Raw genomic sequence first — 15,089 nt, forward strand, 5'->3', positions numbered from 1 at the left:
ACGCCCAGCCGCCCCAACTTCCCTGGAGTCCAACCGAAATGACCCTCTCCGAAGTCAAGACCCGCACCGGCCTCGCCCTGCACGAGGTGACCCTGACCTACCCAGACGGCGAGAATCGCCTGACCGCGCTCGACCGGGTGAACCTCGAAGTCGCCCCGGGCGAGTTCACCGCCGTCGCCGGGCCCTCGGGCTCGGGCAAGTCCAGCCTGCTGGCGGTCGCGGCGACCCTGCTGCGCCCGGACAGCGGGCAGGTCCTGGTGGACGGCCAGGACGCGGGTGCGCTCGGCCCCGGCGCGCGTACGGCGCTGCGCCGCGAGCGGCTGGGCATCGTCTTCCAGCAGTCCAATCTGCTGGCCTCGCTGACGGCGGTGGAACAGCTGCTGGTCCTGGAGTCGGTACGCGGCGGCCGGGTGAGAACCGCCCGCCGGCGCGCCGAGGAGCTGCTCGCCTCGGTCGGCCTGGACGGCGCCAAGCAGCAGCGCCGCCCGCACCAGCTCTCCGGCGGCGAACGCCAGCGCGTCAACATCGCCCGTGCTCTGTTCGGCAGCCCGTCCGTCCTGCTGGTGGACGAGCCCACCTCCGCGCTCGACCACGAGCGCGGCGCCCAGATCGTCGACCTGCTGGCCGAGGTCACCCGCACCCACGGCACCGCGACCGTCATGGTCACCCACGACCGCGACCTGCTGGGCCGGGTGGACCGGGTGCTGGAGATGCAGGACGGGCGGCTGCGCTGAGCGGCGACTACTTCTCGGGGCCGAGGACGCTGTCCACGGACAGCGTCACCTTGGCGCCGACCGACTCCGGCAGTTCGAACGACTGACCCGGATGGTGCACCGCGTGAACTCGGTACTCGCCGTCATGCGGATCGGTGAGCACCATCACCCTGCGGTTCTTGCGATCGGCGATCACGTACACCGGTACGCCGGCCTGCGCATACGCCGCGGGCTTCCTCTTGAGATCGCTGCTCAGGTTCGAGGACGTGACCTCCAGCACCAGCCGGAAGACCGCGGGGTCGTAGCAGTTGAACTCGACCTTGTGGTCACCGTAGTCGGAGTCGACCACCGCCAGATCCGGAATCGCGAAGTCGGACGGACCGTCCGGAAGCCAGATGCCGATGGCCTGGATCACTCTGGTTCGCTCGCCATGAAGCCCCGCCGCCAGGAACGGGATCATGATGTCGGTCAGGGTGTCGCCGTGAGGTCCGTCGGCCGGTGGCGTCACTGTGATCTCGCTCCCGATGATCTCGACTCGGTGGCCCACCAGCTGATCGGAGATCTTGTCGGCGACTTCGAGCAGGCTCGGCTGCTCGATCGGCTCTTCCACTGCTGCGGCGGACATGGGATTCCTCCTGGCTGCCTGTGTCGAGTGGAATCATCGTAGGCCGCGGCCGGACGACCGGCCCGATTCCCGACGGTTCACCCGATCGGGATCACCGTGCACCGAGCCGCAGCGCCGGGCGCTCCCCGGCCGCCTCCGCCTGGCCGGACGCCCACAGGGACCGGACGTGGCCGAGGTGGCGGGCCATGCACTGCTCGGCGGCCTCGGCGTCGCCGGAGATCATCAGGTCGAGGAGTGCCAGGTGCTCCTCGGCGGAGGAGACCAGCTCGCCGCGCTGGTCGAGCCGGGTGAGGCCGTAGAGGCGGGAGCGCTTGCGCAGCTCGCCGACCGTCTCGACCAGCCGGGCGTTGCCCGCCAGGCCGAGCAGGCCGAGGTGGAAGCGGCGGTCGGCCTCCAGGTAGCCGATCAGGTCGTGCGCCCGGGCCGCCGTGACGATGGCCTCGGCCTCGGGTCGCAGGGCCTTCAGCTGTTCGGCGGAGGCGGTGCGGGTGACCCGGCCCACGGTGGGGACCTCGATCAGGGCGCGGATCTCGGTGAAGTCGTCCAGGTCGCGCTCGGTCAGCTCGGTGACCCGGAAGCCCTTGTTGCGGACGGCCTCGACCAGCCCCTCGCGGGCGAGGTCCAGCATCGCCTCGCGGACCGGCGTCGCCGAGACCCCGAAGTCGGCGGCCAGCGCGGGGGCCGAGTAGACCACACCGGGACGCAGCTCACCGGAGATCAGCGCGGCCCGCAGCGCATGGGCGACCTGGTCGCGCAGCCGCTCCTGGACGGAGATGAGGGTGCGGGGCTTGAGGTCGGCCATGGTGTTCCTCCGGTGGTTCAACAGGACACCATTGTACAATGTCACGTTACGGTGACGGCGGAACCGTCTCCCGCGCCCGCACCGCTTCGTACTGCGCCGCCGCGACCGCCAGGTCCTGCCAGGCCATCCCGATGCTCTTGAAGAACCTCGGCCGCCCCTGGGGCACAACTGCCGTGCCGCGCACCAGTTCTGACAGGTTAGCAAGCGGCTCGCCGGCCGCGATGGCGCCTTCGCCGAGCGGGATCACCAGGTCCCCCGCCGCACGCAGCGCGACGGCCCGCGCCTCCACGTACCGTGCGGAGCGGACGACGAGCGCGGTGTCCACCTCACGGGCGTCGGGCCGGTGCGAGCCGATGGCCGCCACGGCCGCGCGCGCGGGCACCAGCCCTCCGGCGAAGAGCGGGCCGCGCGCACTGGTGCAGCAGACCACCAGATCGGCCGCGGCCACCGCCTCGGGCGTCCCCGCCTCGGCGGCCAGCCCGAGCGTACGGGCGTAGCCGACCAGCGGCCCGGCCGACTCCGCGCTGCGGGTGACCACGGTGAGTCGGGTCAGCGGGCGGATGGTGCGCAGCGCGTCCAGGTGCCCGTACGCCTGCGGTCCGGCGCCGAACAGCACCAGGTGGCCTGCGTCCGGTGCCGCCAGCCGCCGCATGGCCAGCGCGGTGACGGCGGGCGTGCGCAGGGCGGTCAGGGCGGCGCCGTCGAAGTACGCCAGCGGCTGCAGCGTGGATCCGTCCAACAGCAGGTAGCCGCCGGTGATCCGGGGCAGTCCGCGCCCGGGGTTGGCCGGGGCGACACCGGCGATCTTCACGCCCGCGTACCTGCTATCGGCGGCGGGCATCAGCAGCAACTCGCCTGCCGGGACCGGGACATGGGACCTGGGCGGGCAGCGCTCGGGATCCACCCCGTCCAGCAGGGAGCGTTCCAGGGCGGCGACGGCCTGCGCGGGGGCCAGGTCGACGGGGAGCAGCCGGGTCACAGCAGGAATCCCGTCCCGAGCTCGTCGTCCGGCGCCAGCAGGAAGCGGTGCTCGCCGGTGCGGTGGGCGGTACCGGTGATCTCGGTGAGCACCCCGTCCGGGCGGGTGCCGGCGAGGCGGCCGGTGAAGACCGTGCCGATCACGGACTCGTGGCGCAGTTCCTCGCCGGGTGCCAGCCGTCCCTCGGCGGCGAGCAGCGCGAGCCGGGCCGAGGTGCCGGAGCCGCACGGGGAGCGGTCGATCTGACCGTCGGCGAAGACGGTGACGTTGCGCTGGCTCGGGCCCGCCGGGGTGTCGTCGAGTTCCTCGTGGAGGATCACCCCGTAGACGCCCGAGAGCCTGGCGTCCACCGGGTGCCGGGCGGCGGGCTCCTCGGCGAGGGCGGCCCGGATCTCCCGTCCGATCGCGGTGAGTTCGGGCAGGCGGGCGGTGTCGACCTCCAGTCCGAGGTCGGCGGCGCGCACGGAGGCGTAGCAGGCGCCCGAGTGCGCGAGGTCGACCGCGACCCGGCCGCGTGAGGTGTCGACCGGCAGACCGCGGGCGGTGATCCGGGTCGGCACGTTGCGGAAGGTCACGGCGGTGGTCCGGCCGCCGCTGCGGTGAACTGCCGCGCCGACCCGCCCGGACGGGACGTCGATCCGCACCCGGGCCGTGCCGTCCTCGGGTGCCTGGACCAGCCCGGAGTCCACCGCCCAGGCGCCCAGCGCGATGGTCCCGTGGCCGCAGGCCGTCGAGTAGCCGTCCTTGTGCCAGAACAGCACCCCGAGCTGGGCCCCGTCGTCGTCGGGCGGAACCACGAAGCCGCCGTACATCCCGGCGTGGCCGCGCGGTTCCCGGCTCAGCAGCTGCCTGATCCGCTCCAGCTCGCCCGGGCGCGGCGCGGTCGTACCGCCTCCCCCGATCAGCACCGCCCGCCGCTCGGCCACCGAGTCGCCGGGCACGGGCGGCAGCCCGCTGCCGACGATCCGGAACGGCTCCCCGGCCGTGTGGTAGTCGACGGCCTCGACCCGGCGGAGCCCCGCGCCCCCGGGGCTCCGCCCGACTGCTTCCCGCTCCCCGGGTGCCGTCTGGCCGTGCGGCGTGCTCATCGCGCCGGCCCCGCCGGCAGGAGGGTCACCGTCCGGCTCGCGGTGAAGAAGTCGAGCACCGCCTGCCCCTGCTCCCGCGCCCCGTGACCGGCCGACTTCGTCCCGCCGAACGGCAGATGGAAGTCCACCCCGGTGGACGGCGCGTTGACCCGGATCATGCCCGCGTCCAGTCGGTCGGCGGCGGCGAGGGCGGCGTCCAGGTCGCCGGTGTGCACCGAGGCGGCCAGGGTGTGCGGGGTGCTGTTGGCGATGGCGACCGCCTCGTCCAGGTCGGCGGCGGGCAGCACGACGGCTACCGGCCCGAAGAACTCCTCGCTCAACAGCGGGTGTCCCGCGGGCACTTGGGCCAGCAGGGTCGGTTCGACGAACCATCCTGGCCGGTCCACCCGGCCGCCGCCGGTGAGCACCTCGGCCCCGGCCACCCGCGCGGAGTCGATCGCACCGGTCAGCCTGACCAGCGCGGCGGCGTTCACCACCGGCCCGCAGACCGTACCCGGGTCGCCCGGGTCTCCGGCCACCGTGGCGGCCAGCGCCTTGACCAGCGCCTCGACCAGCGGCCCGTACGCGTCACCGATCGCGATCACCCGGCTGGTGGCGGTGCACTTCTGGCCCGCGTACCCGGCGATCGCGGCGGCTAGGTCGGCCGCCGCTCGGCCGAAGTCCGCGTCGGGCAGCACGATGGCCGCGTTCAACCCGCCCAGCTCGGCCTGAACGGGCACCCCGCGCGCGGTGCCGGCCGCGATCACGGCCTGCCCGACCGCGGTCGATCCGGTGAAGGAGACCACGTCGGCCGCCCCGACCAGCGCGGCACCCTCCGCCGCACCGCCGGGCACCACCGTCAGGACGCCCTCCGGCAGGCCTGCCAGCTCGGCCAGCCGCAGTGCGCAGGCCGTGCCCTCCGGCGCGGGCTTGAGCACCACCGTGTTGCCGACGGCCAGCGCCGGCGCGGCCTTCCAACTGGGAATGGCCAGCGGGAAGTTCCACGGGGTGATCAGCCCGGCGACCCCGTACGGCCGGCGCCTGGTGAGCAACAGCCCCTCCCCGGCGGCCGGTTCGTGCACGGCCCCCGAGGGCGCGTACGGAGCCTGCGCGTAGTACCGCCAGATCGCGGCCGTCCTGGCGACCTCGCCGCGGGCCTCGGCCAGCGGCTTGCCCACCTCCCGTACGGCCAGCGCGGCCAGCTCGCCGGCATGCGCCTCGACCGCCTCGGCGGCGTGTGTGAGGGCAGCGGACCGCGCGGCGGCGCCGGCCGCCGACCACGCGCGCTGCGCGGCCCGCGCCCGGTCCACCGCGGCGGCCGTCCCGGCGGCGCCGGGGATCTCGACGGAGACCACCAGGTCCGCCGGGTCGGCGGGGTTGTACGAACTGACAGTCACAGCAGAGCCTTTCGGTAGTGGCCGGCCCGGCGGCGCGAGGGCCGGCGCGCCTCTCGCGCGCTCGCCGGGCGGTGGGTCGGAGCGCCGGGCGGTGGGTCGGAGCGCCAGGCGGTGGGTCAGAGCAGGAAGCCCGCCGGGAACGGATCACTCGGGTCGAGGAAGTACTGGGCCGTCCCGGTGATCCAGGCCCGTCCGGTGACCGTGGGCACGACGGCGGGCAGCCCCGCCACCTCGGTCTCCTCGACCAGCCGCCCGGTGAAGCCGGTCCCGATGAAGGACTCGTTCACGAAGTCCCGCCCCAGCGGTAGTTCACCACGCGCGTGCAGCTGGGCCATCCGCGCGGAGGTCCCCGTGCCACAGGGCGACCGGTCGAACCAGCCGGGGTGGATGGCCATCGCGTGCCGCGACCGCTCGGCGGTGGAGCCCGGCGCGAGCAGCTGGACGTGGTGGCAGCCGTGGATCCCCGGGTCCTCGGGGTGCACCGGCCGGTCCTCGCTCGCGTTGACGGCCGCCATCAGGGCCAGCCCGGCCTCCAGGATCTCCTGCTTGCGCGCCCGCTCGAACGGCAGCCCGAACTCGGCGAGCGGCAGGATCGCGTAGAAGTTGCCGCCGTACGCGAGGTCGTACGTCACCGTGCCGCGGCCGGGCACCTCCGCCTTCCGGTCCAGCGCGACCGAGAACGACGGCACGTTGCGGATGGTGACCGCCGTCGCCTCGCCGTCCCGCACCCGCACCTCGGCCACCACCAGACCGGCCGGGGTGTCGAGCCGGACCGTGGTGACCGGCTCCACCACCGGCACCATGCCCGTCTCCACCAGCACGGTGGCCACTCCGATGGTGCCGTGCCCGCACATCGGCAGCAGCCCGGAGACCTCGATGTAGAGGACCCCGAAGTCGGCGTCGGGACGGGTGGGCGGCTGCAGGATCGCCCCGCTCATCGCGGCGTGGCCGCGCGGCTCGTACATCAGCAGGGTCCGGAAGTGGTCCAGGTGCCGCTGGAAGTGCAGCCGGCGCTCGGCCATGGTGGCGCCCGGGATGGTGGCGAACCCGCCGGTGATCACCCGGGTCGGCATGCCCTCGGTGTGCGAGTCGACGGCGTGGAAGACATGACGGCTGCGCATGCAACCCCCTCTGGCTCGAATCGGCGTCCGGTCAGTCCAGGCCCTCGGCGACGGCTTTCTCGGTCGCGGCCCGCACCGTCGCCTCGGCCTTCGGCGCAAGCGGCAGCCGGGGCGGACGGGTCGGGCCGCCGGGACGTCCCACGATCTCCATCGACAGCTTGATGGCCTGGACGAACTCGGTTCTGGAATCCCAGCGCAGCAGCGGGTGCAGCGCCCGGTAGAGCGGCCGGGCCGCCTCCAGGTCACCGGCGACGGCGGCCCTGAACAGCCGGACGCTCGCCTGCGGCAGCGCGTTCGGGTAGCCGGCGATCCAGCCGACGGCACCGGCCAGCGCCAGCTCCAGCAGCACGTCGTCGGCGCCGATCAACAGGTCCAGGCCGGGCGCCAGTTCGGCGATCTCGTAGGCTCGCCGGACGTCGCCGCTGAACTCCTTGACCGCCACGATCGAACCCTCCCCGTGCAGCCGGGCGAGCAGCTCGGGCACCAGGTCGACCTTGGTGTCGTACGGGTTGTTGTACGCGACGACCGGCACCCCGACCCGCGCCACCTCGGCGTAGTGGGCGCTCACGGCGTCCGCGTCGGCCCGGAAGGCGTTCGGCGGCAGCAGCAGCACCGACCCGGCCCCCGCCTCGGCGGCCTGCTCCGCCCAGCGGCGCGACTCGGCGCTGCCGTACGCGGCGACCCCGGGCATCACCCGCGAGCCGTCGCCCGCCGCCTCGACCGCGGTGGCGACCACCCGGGCGCGCTCCTCGTCGGTGAGGGTCTGGTACTCGCCGAGCGAGCCGTTGGGGACGACGCCGTCGCATCCGGAGTCGATCAGCCAGCGGACGTGCTCGGCATACGCGTCGTAGTCCACCGAGAGGTCTTCGCGCAGCGGCAGGGCGGTGGCGACCATGATGCCGCGCCAGGGACGGGCGGGCTCGTGTGTGGCGAGGGACACGGGGCAACAACTCCCTTGTGAGATGAGATATTTCAACGCAACGACGGTCAGGCCCCGGGGGTGTGCGGGGGCTCCGCTCGCTCACCGCGGCGCCGCCCCCGCACGTGCGTACCGCTACCCGGGCGGATCGAGCTCGGCCAACCGGGCGAGCGGCACCGGACAGGCCAGCGGTCGACTGTCGGCCCGGGCCGGACCGCCCCCGGCCAGGCAGGCGACCGCGGGTCCGCACATCCGCCCCTGGCACCACCCCATCCCGGCCCTGGTGAGCAGCTTGACGGTACGGGCGTCCGCCGCGCCGAGTTCCTCGACCGCCTCCCGGATCCGCGCTGCCGGCACCTCCTCGCAGCGGCACACCTCGGTCTGCGGGCTCAGCCACTCCGGCCAGCCGGGGCCCGGCCGGTGTGCCGCGGCCATCAGCTCCGCGAAGGCGCGCCGGCGCCGCCGGAACGCGCGCAGCGCGGACGGCACCGGCCGGCCGGCGATCACCCGGGCCGCCGACTCACCCTCGGCGATGGCGAGATCGGCACCGCCGACACCGCAGGTCTCACCGGCCGCCCACAGCCCCGGCAGGCTGGTGCGCAGCCCGTCGTCCACGGCCAGCGCGAGGGTGCCGTCGGGGGCGAGCCGGGTCCGGGCGCCGAGTTCGGTGGCGAGCTCGATCTGCGGCACCAGGCCGTGGCCGACCGCCAGCGCGTCACAGCGGATCCGCCGGCCGGTGCCGGGGATCGGCCGCCAGTCGCGGTCCAGCCGGGCCACCGTCACGGCCGTCAGCCGGTCCGTGCCGTGCGCCTCGACGACCGCGCCGCCGCGCCGCAGCCGTACCCCGTGCCGGAGCAGGGCCGCAGCGTGCCCTGCTCCCTCGGCCAGCTTGGCCGGGTTGGCGGCGAGGGTGCGCAGGCCTCGGGCGTAGTGCAGGTAGTCGGTGGCCTCGACCACGGCGGGGACTTCGGCTCCCGCACTCACCAGCGAGGACGCGGCGGCGAGCAGCAGCGGACCGCTGCCCGCAACCACGATCCGGCGGCCGGGCAGCACCAGGGAGGACTTCAGCATCGCCTGCGCGCCACCCGCCGTCACCACACCCGGCAACGTCCAGCCGGGGAAGGGCAGTTGGCGCTCGTACGCACCGGTGGCGAGCAACACCGAACGCGCCGCGACCACGGACCGGCCCTCGACCCCGACCCGCTCGGGGCCGAGGGTGGCGTGCAGGCGCCAGGTCTCACCGCGTTCGAGCACCCAGACCTGATGGTGCGTCAGATAGTCGAGGCGCCCGGCGCGGGTGTGCGCCGCCAGGCGGCCGGACAGCCGGGCGAAGGCGGGCCAGCCGTGGTGCATCCGCTCGGGGTGCGCGGCACCGAGCCCGGGCGCCGGGTGCCGGTAGTACTGGCCGCCCGGCCGGGGGCCCGCGTCCACCAACGCGCAGCGCAACCCCAGCTCGGCGGCGGTCACGGCGGCGGCGAGCCCGGCCGGCCCGGCCCCGATCACGGCCAGGTCGTAGACCTCGCCCCCGGCGCGGCCGGCCGCCTCGGACTTCGGGCGCCGGGGGCGAGGGGACTCAGACGACGAGGTCGGCACGGCCGTGGCCCTCCTGGGTGGTGACGGTGTCGCCGGGCTGCGCGGGCAGCAGGCAGGTCCGCTGGTTGGGCCGGCCGTTGACGGTGGCCAGGCAGTCGAAGCAGACCCCGATCCCGCAGAACGCGCCCCGCGGGCGGCCGCCGGACCTGGTGGTGCGCCAGGCCAGGATGTTCTGCGCCCAGAGCACGGCGGCGATGCTCTGGCCGGGCAGCGCGGGCAGCTCCCGGCCGTCGAACTCGATGCCGTACGCGGCCTCGGGCCGCGCCCCGGCCTGCCGGGCAGGGGTCCGGCGCATGCTGTCTCCGATCCTCGGCGGGTGGTCCGGTTCAGCCATGGGAGGCCCCAGGCCCGCCGGACTCCCCGGACTCCCCGGACTCCCCGGACTCCCCGGCGAAACGGTCGACCCGGAACGGCTCCATGTCCAACTCCGGCTCCTCATTGACAAGTTGGCGACTGATCAGCAGGCCGGTGGCGGGTGCGAGCCCGATTCCCGCACCCTCGTGGCCGCAGGCGTGGTAGAGACCGGGCACCCTCGGGTCGGCCCCGATCGCCGGCAGATGGTCCGGCAGGTACGGGCGGAAGCCCCGGTAGGCCCGCTGCACCATGACCCCGGCGAGCACCGGGAACAGCGCGGCGGCCTGGCCGGCCAGCCTCCGCAGCACCTCGACGGAGAGGGTCCGGTCGAAGCCCACCCGCTCCCGGCTGGCGCCGATCAGCACCGGGCCCGCGGGTGTCCCCTCGACCACGGCGGAGGTCTGCAGTGCGGCCGACGCGCTGGAGACGTCCGCGACGTAGTCGGCGGCGTACACCTTGTGCCGGACGATCCTCGGCAGCGGCTCGGTCACCAGCACGAAGCCGCGCCTGGGCAGGACGGGGAGGGCCACCCCGGCCAGCGCGGCGACCTCGCCGCCCCACGTCCCGGCGGCGTTCACCACGGCGGGGGCGTCGATCCGGCCCCGGTCGGTGGTGACACCGCGGACCGATCCGTCCCGGCCGGCCCGGACGGCCGCCACCGTCTCCCCCAGACGCACCTCGGCCCCGGCCCGCCGGGCCGCCCGCAGCAGCCGGGCCGCCGCCAGGGCCGGTTGGAGCTGGGCGTCCTGCGGGTAGTGGAAGCCGCCGGCCAGCCCGGGAGCAAGATGCGGCTCCAGCTCGTGAACTTCCCCACCCGCGATCTCGGCGGCCGTCACCCCGGCCTTCCGCTGTCCGGCGGCGAAGGCCCGCAGCGCGTCCATCCCGGACTCGTTCGAGGCGACCACGACACCGCCCTTGGGCTCGTACTCGATCCGCTCCCCCAACGTCCCGCCCTTCCCGGCGGGCCCGCCCGGCCCGTCCTCGGACTCGGCGAGCTCGCGCCAGAGCCGGACGGAGAGCAGGGCGAGGTCGAGTTCGGGCCCGGGCTCCTTGTCGGAGACCAGCAGGTTGCCCTCGCCAGCGCCGGTGGTGCCGCCCGCGACCGGGCCGCGGTCGACCACGGCGACGGAGAGTCCGGCCAGCGTGGCGTAGTACGCGCAGGCGGCGCCGACCACTCCGGCGCCGACCACCACGACGTCGTGGGGGTGTCTGGTGAGCACGGCAGTAATATGTCACATGGCGTACGTCCTGCCAAGGGTGCGCAAAGACAACGGGCCGCCGGGCATCGCGGCAAGCGGAAGGCCCCGGACCGCCGAGCTGGGCGGTCCGGGGCCTTGAGCGGGCCCGGTTGGCGCGGGGATCAGGTGATGTCGTCCATCTGCTCCTCGCGGGCGGCGGGGAGGGGCGCGGGCGGAGCGGGCGCGGCCGAGGCGGCGACCGACTCCGCGACCTCGACCGGGGCGGCCGTCAGGTCCAGCTGCGAGGCCTCGTCGTCGTCCAGATCGGCATCGGGGTTGCGGCGGGCCCGGCGGCGGTCGTTGAGCAGGGCGATGCCCACCGCGAGGAAGTACAGGCCCCAGATCGGCGCGGCCAGCACCAGCATGCTGACCGGGTCGGCGCTGGGGGTGGCGAAGGCGGCGAAGACGGTGATCGCCATCACCATGCCGCGCCACCAGCCGAGCAGGCGCTTGCCGCTGACCACACCACCGAAGTTGAGCATCACCAGCAGCAGCGGGAACTCGAAGGCGAGACCGAAGACCAGCACCATCCGCAGCGCGATGTCGAAGTAGTTCTCCGGCGGCAGGATCGGGGTGGTGCCGTTGGGGCTGAACGAGATCAGCACCTGCACGGTGGTCGGCAGCAGCAGGTAGGCGACGACGACGCCCGAGAGGAACAGCGGGGCACCGCCGGCCATGAAGCCGATCGCGTACCGCCGCTCGTGCCGGTGCAGACCGGGAGCCACGAACGCCCACAGCTGGTACAGCCAGACCGGGACGGCGGCCACCACACCGGCGGTGAGCGCGACCTTGATGACCAGGCCGATGGGCGTGGTCAGACCGATGGTGGAGATCTGGGCGCACTTGCCGTGGAAGTGCGCCACCTCCTCCGGGGTGTTGCACCGCGGGAGCGGCTCCATCAGGAACGACTCGAGCTGCCGGTGGTAGATCGCGGCGATGATCGTGAACAGCACGATGGCCAGGGCCGACTTGACCACCCGGTTCCGCAGCTCACGGAGGTGGTCGGCGAGGGCCATCCGGCCCTCGGGGTCCTTGGGCGGTTTCGAAGACTTGCTCAACCCCGGTCCTCAACTCGTGCGACGGAGCCCGCCGGGCGACGGGCTCCGGTTAGTAAGTGTGCCGTCTGCTCAGTCCTGGCGGCCGGGGCCCTGCCCGGTGACCGGCCGGGAGCCGGCGGAGTCGCCCGGGGCGGCCTTGATCGTCCGCGGCGCTTCCACCGCGGGCTGCGCGGCCGGCGCCTCCTGGCCCTCCCGGTACATCGCCTTGGTCTCGCTCTTCAGGATCCGCATCGACCTGCCCAGCGCACGCGCCAGGTCGGGCAACCGCTTGCCGCCGAACAGGGCGAAGGCGAAGACCACGAGCAGCAGGAACGCGACCGGCGAGATCCTCATGTGTGCGACCACCTCTCCCGCAGGGGCAGCACTCCCCTACTCCGGGCGATGGTAGCTCCTGCGGATGTCGCCCGGACAAACCCCGCCACCCGTCCGGTACCGACCGAGGTCCAGACCACCCGCCGCTCGGGCTAGCCCCGCTCCCCGGCGGGCTGCACGGCCCCGTCCGGCGCCCCGAGCGACAGCCCGCCCAGCTCGCCGGCCGCCGCTGCCAGCGTCCGCGAGGCGGTGTCCACCTCCCGGGCGAGCGCCCGTACGTCCAGCCAGAGCCGGCAGGCGAGCACCCCGAGGACGAGCAGGCCTGCGGTGGCCAGGAGAACGGCGGCAACGATGGTCCATGACACGCCGATCGACTCTACCCGCTCGGTGTCACCGGAAGGGGCGCGGGGGGAACCGCGCCGCCCTCCCCACGCCTGTGTGAAGGGCCACCACGCGGCTCCCCGCGCCCCGGGGTCCCGTACGACCGAGCGGGCGGCCGTGCCGAGGGCCGGCCAGGTGCCCCTGCGGGCCTCAGCCCTCGACCGTGAGCAGCCGCATGGTGCTCACCCCGGCCCCCATCAGCGCGGCCACGATCTTCTCCCCTGCGGGCTTGCGCACCGCCGTCCCGCACTCGGGACAGGTGAAGCTGTAGAAGGTGCGCTCCTTGCTGGCGCCCAGCGCCAGCCGGAAATCCGCCGCGGGAAGCTCCACCTTCTCCCGGCAGTGCGAGCAGTAGACCTTGAACCTGGTTCCGGCGTTTCCCACCGCTCCGTCCGCCACCGCTCAGCCCTGCCCCTCCCGGTAGAGCTTCAGCGCGGCCAGCGCCGCGCCCCTGGCCTGCTCGGCCAGCTCGGGCGGCGAGACGATCCGGCCCTCGCGGCCCAGTCGCAGGGCGAGCGGCCGCAGCCCGGCCGGGTCGGCGCTGCGCAGGGTGATCCGCAGCCCGCCGTCCGCGAGTTCCTCGGCGGCGTCGTGGGGGTAGTACTCGGCGACCCAGCGGCCGCCGGGACCGACCTCGACCACCACCTCGGGGTCGTCGGCGGCGGGGTTGACCAGCCCGGCGGACAGGTCGCGGGGCTCCAGCCGGGGCGGGTCGGCGGGCTCGTCCAGAACCCTGATCTCGGCGATCCGGTCGAGCCGGAAGACCCGCCGGTCCTCGGAGGTGCGGCACCAGCCTTCCAGGTAGGTGTGGCCCTCGGTGACGAGCCGGATCGGGTCGACCTCGCGCTCGGTCATCCCGCCGCGGCCGTGCGACCAGTAGCGCAGCCAGATCAGCCGACCCTCGCTCAGCGCCCGGTCGATGTCGGCGAAGACCCGGCCCTCGGCCTCGAAGGTGACGCCGACCCGCGCGCTGGACTCGGCGCTCTCCCCGGCGGCGTCCTCGATCTTGGCCACGGCCCTGGTGAGTGCCTGCCGGTCGCGCTCGCGCAGTCCGGGCAGCCCGGCCACCGCGCGGGCGGCCACCAGCAGGGCGGTCGCCTCGTCGGCGGCCAGCCGCAGCGGCTGGGCGACGTCGTCGACGTTGTGCCACCAGATCCGCTCGCCGTCGGTGTCGATGTCGAGCAGGTCGCCACCGCGGAAGCTGGTGCCGCACATCGGCAGCACGTTGAGGTCGTTGATCAGCTCACGCTCGGTGATCCCGAAGGCCCGGGCGACCTCGGCCACCTCGGCCCCGGGACGCTCGCGCAGGTAGGTGACCAGCGAGAGCATCCGCCGGGTCTGGTCGATCGCGTTGCTCATACGTCCACCTCGCCGTACCCGGCGCTCGCCTCGCTCAATGCGCACCTCACTCCGACTCGCCCGCTCATGCGTGCGCTCCCGCCTCGTCGAGGTTCTTCAGACCAGCCACCGCCAGCAGCCGGTCGACCACATCCGCCCGCAGCTCCTCCGGCCCGAGCACCACCAGGTCGGGCCCGAACTCGGCCAGGTCGGCCCCCAGGCCGTTGCCGTACGGGATCTCCAGCTCGTCCCAGCCGTCGTCCACCTGGCGGGTGTTCAGCGCCTTGGTGCGCAGCGGGAAGCCCGCACCGCGGCGCAGCCGTACGGTGGCGGTGGCGGTGGCGCCCTCGCCGGCGAAGGAGGCGACCACGGCGCGGACGTCCACGTGCTCGGGGACGACACCGGTGAAGGAGCCCGCCCGGGAGCGGACCTTGCCGGTGATCCGGCTGAGCCGGAAGACCCGGGCGGCGCCGCGGTCCCGGTCCCAGCCGGCCAGGTACCAGTGGCCGCGCCAGCACTCCAGCGCCCAGGGCTCGACCGAGCGCTGCTCGGCGGCCGCCGCGCCGGCCTTGCGGTACTCGAAGACCACCGGCCGCCGGTCGCGGGCGGCGACCAGCAGCGGTTCGAAGGCCGCCTCGCGGGCCGGGATGCGCGGTTGCAGGGTGTCGGGCTCGGTGTCCTCGGTGAAGGGCACCCCGGCCGCACGGAGCTTCTGCAGCGCACCGCTGGCCGCGCCGGACATCTTGGCCTGCTGCCAGACCCGGGCGGCGACCGTCAGCGCGGCGGCCTCCTCGGCGTCCAGGGCGATCTCGGGCAGCCGGTTGCGGTCGCGGCGGGCCAGGTAGCCGATCTCGCCGTCCAGGGCGCTCTCGTCCACGTCGATGACCAGGCCGAGTTCGCGCAGATCGTCCTTGTCCCGCTCGAACATCCGGTTGAAGGCGTCCTCGCTGCCCTGTTGCCAGGCTTCGCGGTAGGCCTCGATGGACTCCCGCAGCTCCTTCTTGGAGAGCGGACGTCTGGTGTTCATCAGGCACAGGGCTAGGTTCATCAGCCGCTCTGCCTTGGCGATCGCCATCGCTGACCCTTCCTGGGCGACATTCAAGATCTGGCCGACCCGACCGTACCGGTCCGGGCACTCACCGCAAAAGCCGGTCGCGAAAACGGCTCAGGGCCGCACCCCGCGAACCGGGGT

17 protein-coding genes are annotated in these 15,089 nt (G+C 74.2%); 1 reads left to right on the plus strand and 16 read right to left on the minus strand.

The annotated features are described in order from the left end of the window. The first annotated feature begins 38 nt into the window (after positions 1–38). Positions 39–734, plus strand: coding sequence for an ABC transporter ATP-binding protein (locus ABD369_RS07640; protein WP_344635477.1), 696 nt, complete (start codon positions 39–41; stop codon positions 732–734). A gap of 7 nt (positions 735–741) precedes the next feature. Here ABD369_RS07640 and ABD369_RS07645 read toward each other — a convergent pair whose 3' ends face one another. From ABD369_RS07645 to ABD369_RS07720, 16 genes are all read right to left on the minus strand, one after another. Then, positions 742–1,338 carry a Uma2 family endonuclease gene (locus tag ABD369_RS07645; RefSeq protein ID WP_344635478.1) on the minus strand — a complete coding sequence of 199 codons (597 nt, stop codon included), beginning with the start codon at positions 1,336–1,338 and terminating at the stop codon, positions 742–744. 91 nt (positions 1,339–1,429) lie between these two features. Next, the gene (locus ABD369_RS07650) at positions 1,430–2,140 is read right to left on the minus strand and encodes a GntR family transcriptional regulator (RefSeq protein WP_344635479.1); all 711 of its coding nucleotides are present in this window, start codon (positions 2,138–2,140) and stop codon (positions 1,430–1,432) included. Positions 2,141–2,186: 46 nt separating this feature from the next. Continuing rightward, on the minus strand, positions 2,187–3,119 hold the full coding sequence (locus tag ABD369_RS07655) for an ornithine cyclodeaminase family protein (protein WP_344635480.1): 933 nt from the start codon (positions 3,117–3,119) through the stop codon (positions 2,187–2,189). Beyond that, a complete protein-coding gene (locus ABD369_RS07660) occupies positions 3,116–4,207 on the minus strand; it encodes a proline racemase family protein (RefSeq protein ID WP_344635481.1) in 1,092 nt (363 codons plus the stop codon). Before ABD369_RS07660 ends, ABD369_RS07655 begins: the two co-directional genes overlap by 4 nt. Continuing rightward, entirely contained in the window at positions 4,204–5,583 is a 1,380-nt protein-coding gene (locus ABD369_RS07665; protein ID WP_344635482.1) for an aldehyde dehydrogenase family protein, read from the minus strand. The genes ABD369_RS07660 and ABD369_RS07665 overlap by 4 nt, the downstream gene beginning before the upstream one ends. 116 nt (positions 5,584–5,699) lie before the next feature. Further along, the gene (locus tag ABD369_RS07670) at positions 5,700–6,704 is read right to left on the minus strand and encodes a proline racemase family protein (RefSeq protein ID WP_344635483.1); all 1,005 of its coding nucleotides are present in this window, start codon (positions 6,702–6,704) and stop codon (positions 5,700–5,702) included. Between the two features lie 31 nt (positions 6,705–6,735). Beyond that, entirely contained in the window at positions 6,736–7,599 is an 864-nt protein-coding gene (locus tag ABD369_RS07675) for a dihydrodipicolinate synthase family protein (RefSeq protein WP_344635711.1), read from the minus strand. A gap of 159 nt (positions 7,600–7,758) precedes the next feature. Then, positions 7,759–9,216, minus strand: coding sequence for an FAD/NAD(P)-dependent oxidoreductase (locus tag ABD369_RS07680; protein WP_425557553.1), 1,458 nt, complete (start codon positions 9,214–9,216; stop codon positions 7,759–7,761). Further along, a complete protein-coding gene (locus ABD369_RS07685) occupies positions 9,197–9,511 on the minus strand; it encodes a (2Fe-2S)-binding protein (protein WP_344635484.1) in 315 nt (104 codons plus the stop codon). Before ABD369_RS07685 ends, ABD369_RS07680 begins: the two co-directional genes overlap by 20 nt. A 31-nt stretch (positions 9,512–9,542) precedes the next feature. Next, on the minus strand, positions 9,543–10,790 hold the full coding sequence (locus tag ABD369_RS07690) for an NAD(P)/FAD-dependent oxidoreductase (protein WP_344635485.1): 1,248 nt from the start codon (positions 10,788–10,790) through the stop codon (positions 9,543–9,545). 140 nt (positions 10,791–10,930) lie between these two features. Continuing rightward, positions 10,931–11,866 carry a twin-arginine translocase subunit TatC gene (gene tatC / locus ABD369_RS07695; protein WP_344635486.1) on the minus strand — a complete coding sequence of 312 codons (936 nt, stop codon included), beginning with the start codon at positions 11,864–11,866 and terminating at the stop codon, positions 10,931–10,933. Positions 11,867–11,935: 69 nt separating this feature from the next. Next, positions 11,936–12,199: a Sec-independent protein translocase subunit TatA gene (locus ABD369_RS07700; RefSeq protein ID WP_344635487.1), complete on the minus strand. Its 264-nt coding sequence runs from the start codon at positions 12,197–12,199 to the stop codon at positions 11,936–11,938. A 131-nt stretch (positions 12,200–12,330) separates the two neighbouring features. Further along, positions 12,331–12,543, minus strand: coding sequence for a hypothetical protein (locus ABD369_RS07705; protein ID WP_344635488.1), 213 nt, complete (start codon positions 12,541–12,543; stop codon positions 12,331–12,333). A gap of 166 nt (positions 12,544–12,709) precedes the next feature. After that, positions 12,710–12,943 (minus strand): hypothetical protein, encoded by a 234-nt coding sequence (locus ABD369_RS07710; RefSeq protein ID WP_344635489.1) that lies wholly within the window; start codon positions 12,941–12,943, stop codon positions 12,710–12,712. A gap of 18 nt (positions 12,944–12,961) precedes the next feature. Next, positions 12,962–13,918 (minus strand): helix-turn-helix transcriptional regulator, encoded by a 957-nt coding sequence (locus ABD369_RS07715; protein ID WP_344635490.1) that lies wholly within the window; start codon positions 13,916–13,918, stop codon positions 12,962–12,964. 64 nt (positions 13,919–13,982) lie between these two features. After that, complete coding sequence (locus tag ABD369_RS07720; RefSeq protein WP_344635491.1) at positions 13,983–14,972, minus strand: helix-turn-helix transcriptional regulator; 990 nt, start codon at positions 14,970–14,972, stop codon at positions 13,983–13,985. Positions 14,973–15,089 lie beyond the last annotated feature (117 nt).

Origin of the sequence: Kitasatospora cystarginea, from assembly GCF_039533515.1 — a bacterium.
GTDB lineage: Bacteria > Actinomycetota > Actinomycetes > Streptomycetales > Streptomycetaceae > Kitasatospora > Kitasatospora cystarginea.

What these genes read in the sequence shown, in the direction of transcription:
- ABD369_RS07640 (WP_344635477.1), top strand. Translation starts at nt 39, where the DNA reads ATGACCCTCTCCGAAGTCAAGACCCGCACCGGCCTCGCCCTGCACGAG.
- ABD369_RS07645 (WP_344635478.1), bottom strand. Translation starts at nt 1,338, where the DNA reads ATGTCCGCCGCAGCAGTGGAAGAGCCGATCGAGCAGCCGAGCCTGCTC.
- ABD369_RS07650 (WP_344635479.1), bottom strand. Translation starts at nt 2,140, where the DNA reads ATGGCCGACCTCAAGCCCCGCACCCTCATCTCCGTCCAGGAGCGGCTG.
- ABD369_RS07660 (WP_344635481.1), bottom strand. Translation starts at nt 4,207, where the DNA reads ATGAGCACGCCGCACGGCCAGACGGCACCCGGGGAGCGGGAAGCAGTC.
- ABD369_RS07670 (WP_344635483.1), bottom strand. Translation starts at nt 6,704, where the DNA reads ATGCGCAGCCGTCATGTCTTCCACGCCGTCGACTCGCACACCGAGGGC.
- ABD369_RS07675 (WP_344635711.1), bottom strand. Translation starts at nt 7,599, where the DNA reads ATGGTCGCCACCGCCCTGCCGCTGCGCGAAGACCTCTCGGTGGACTAC.
- ABD369_RS07685 (WP_344635484.1), bottom strand. Translation starts at nt 9,511, where the DNA reads ATGCGCCGGACCCCTGCCCGGCAGGCCGGGGCGCGGCCCGAGGCCGCG.
- ABD369_RS07700 (WP_344635487.1), bottom strand. Translation starts at nt 12,199, where the DNA reads ATGAGGATCTCGCCGGTCGCGTTCCTGCTGCTCGTGGTCTTCGCCTTC.
- ABD369_RS07715 (WP_344635490.1), bottom strand. Translation starts at nt 13,918, where the DNA reads ATGAGCAACGCGATCGACCAGACCCGGCGGATGCTCTCGCTGGTCACC.
- ABD369_RS07720 (WP_344635491.1), bottom strand. Translation starts at nt 14,972, where the DNA reads ATGGCGATCGCCAAGGCAGAGCGGCTGATGAACCTAGCCCTGTGCCTG.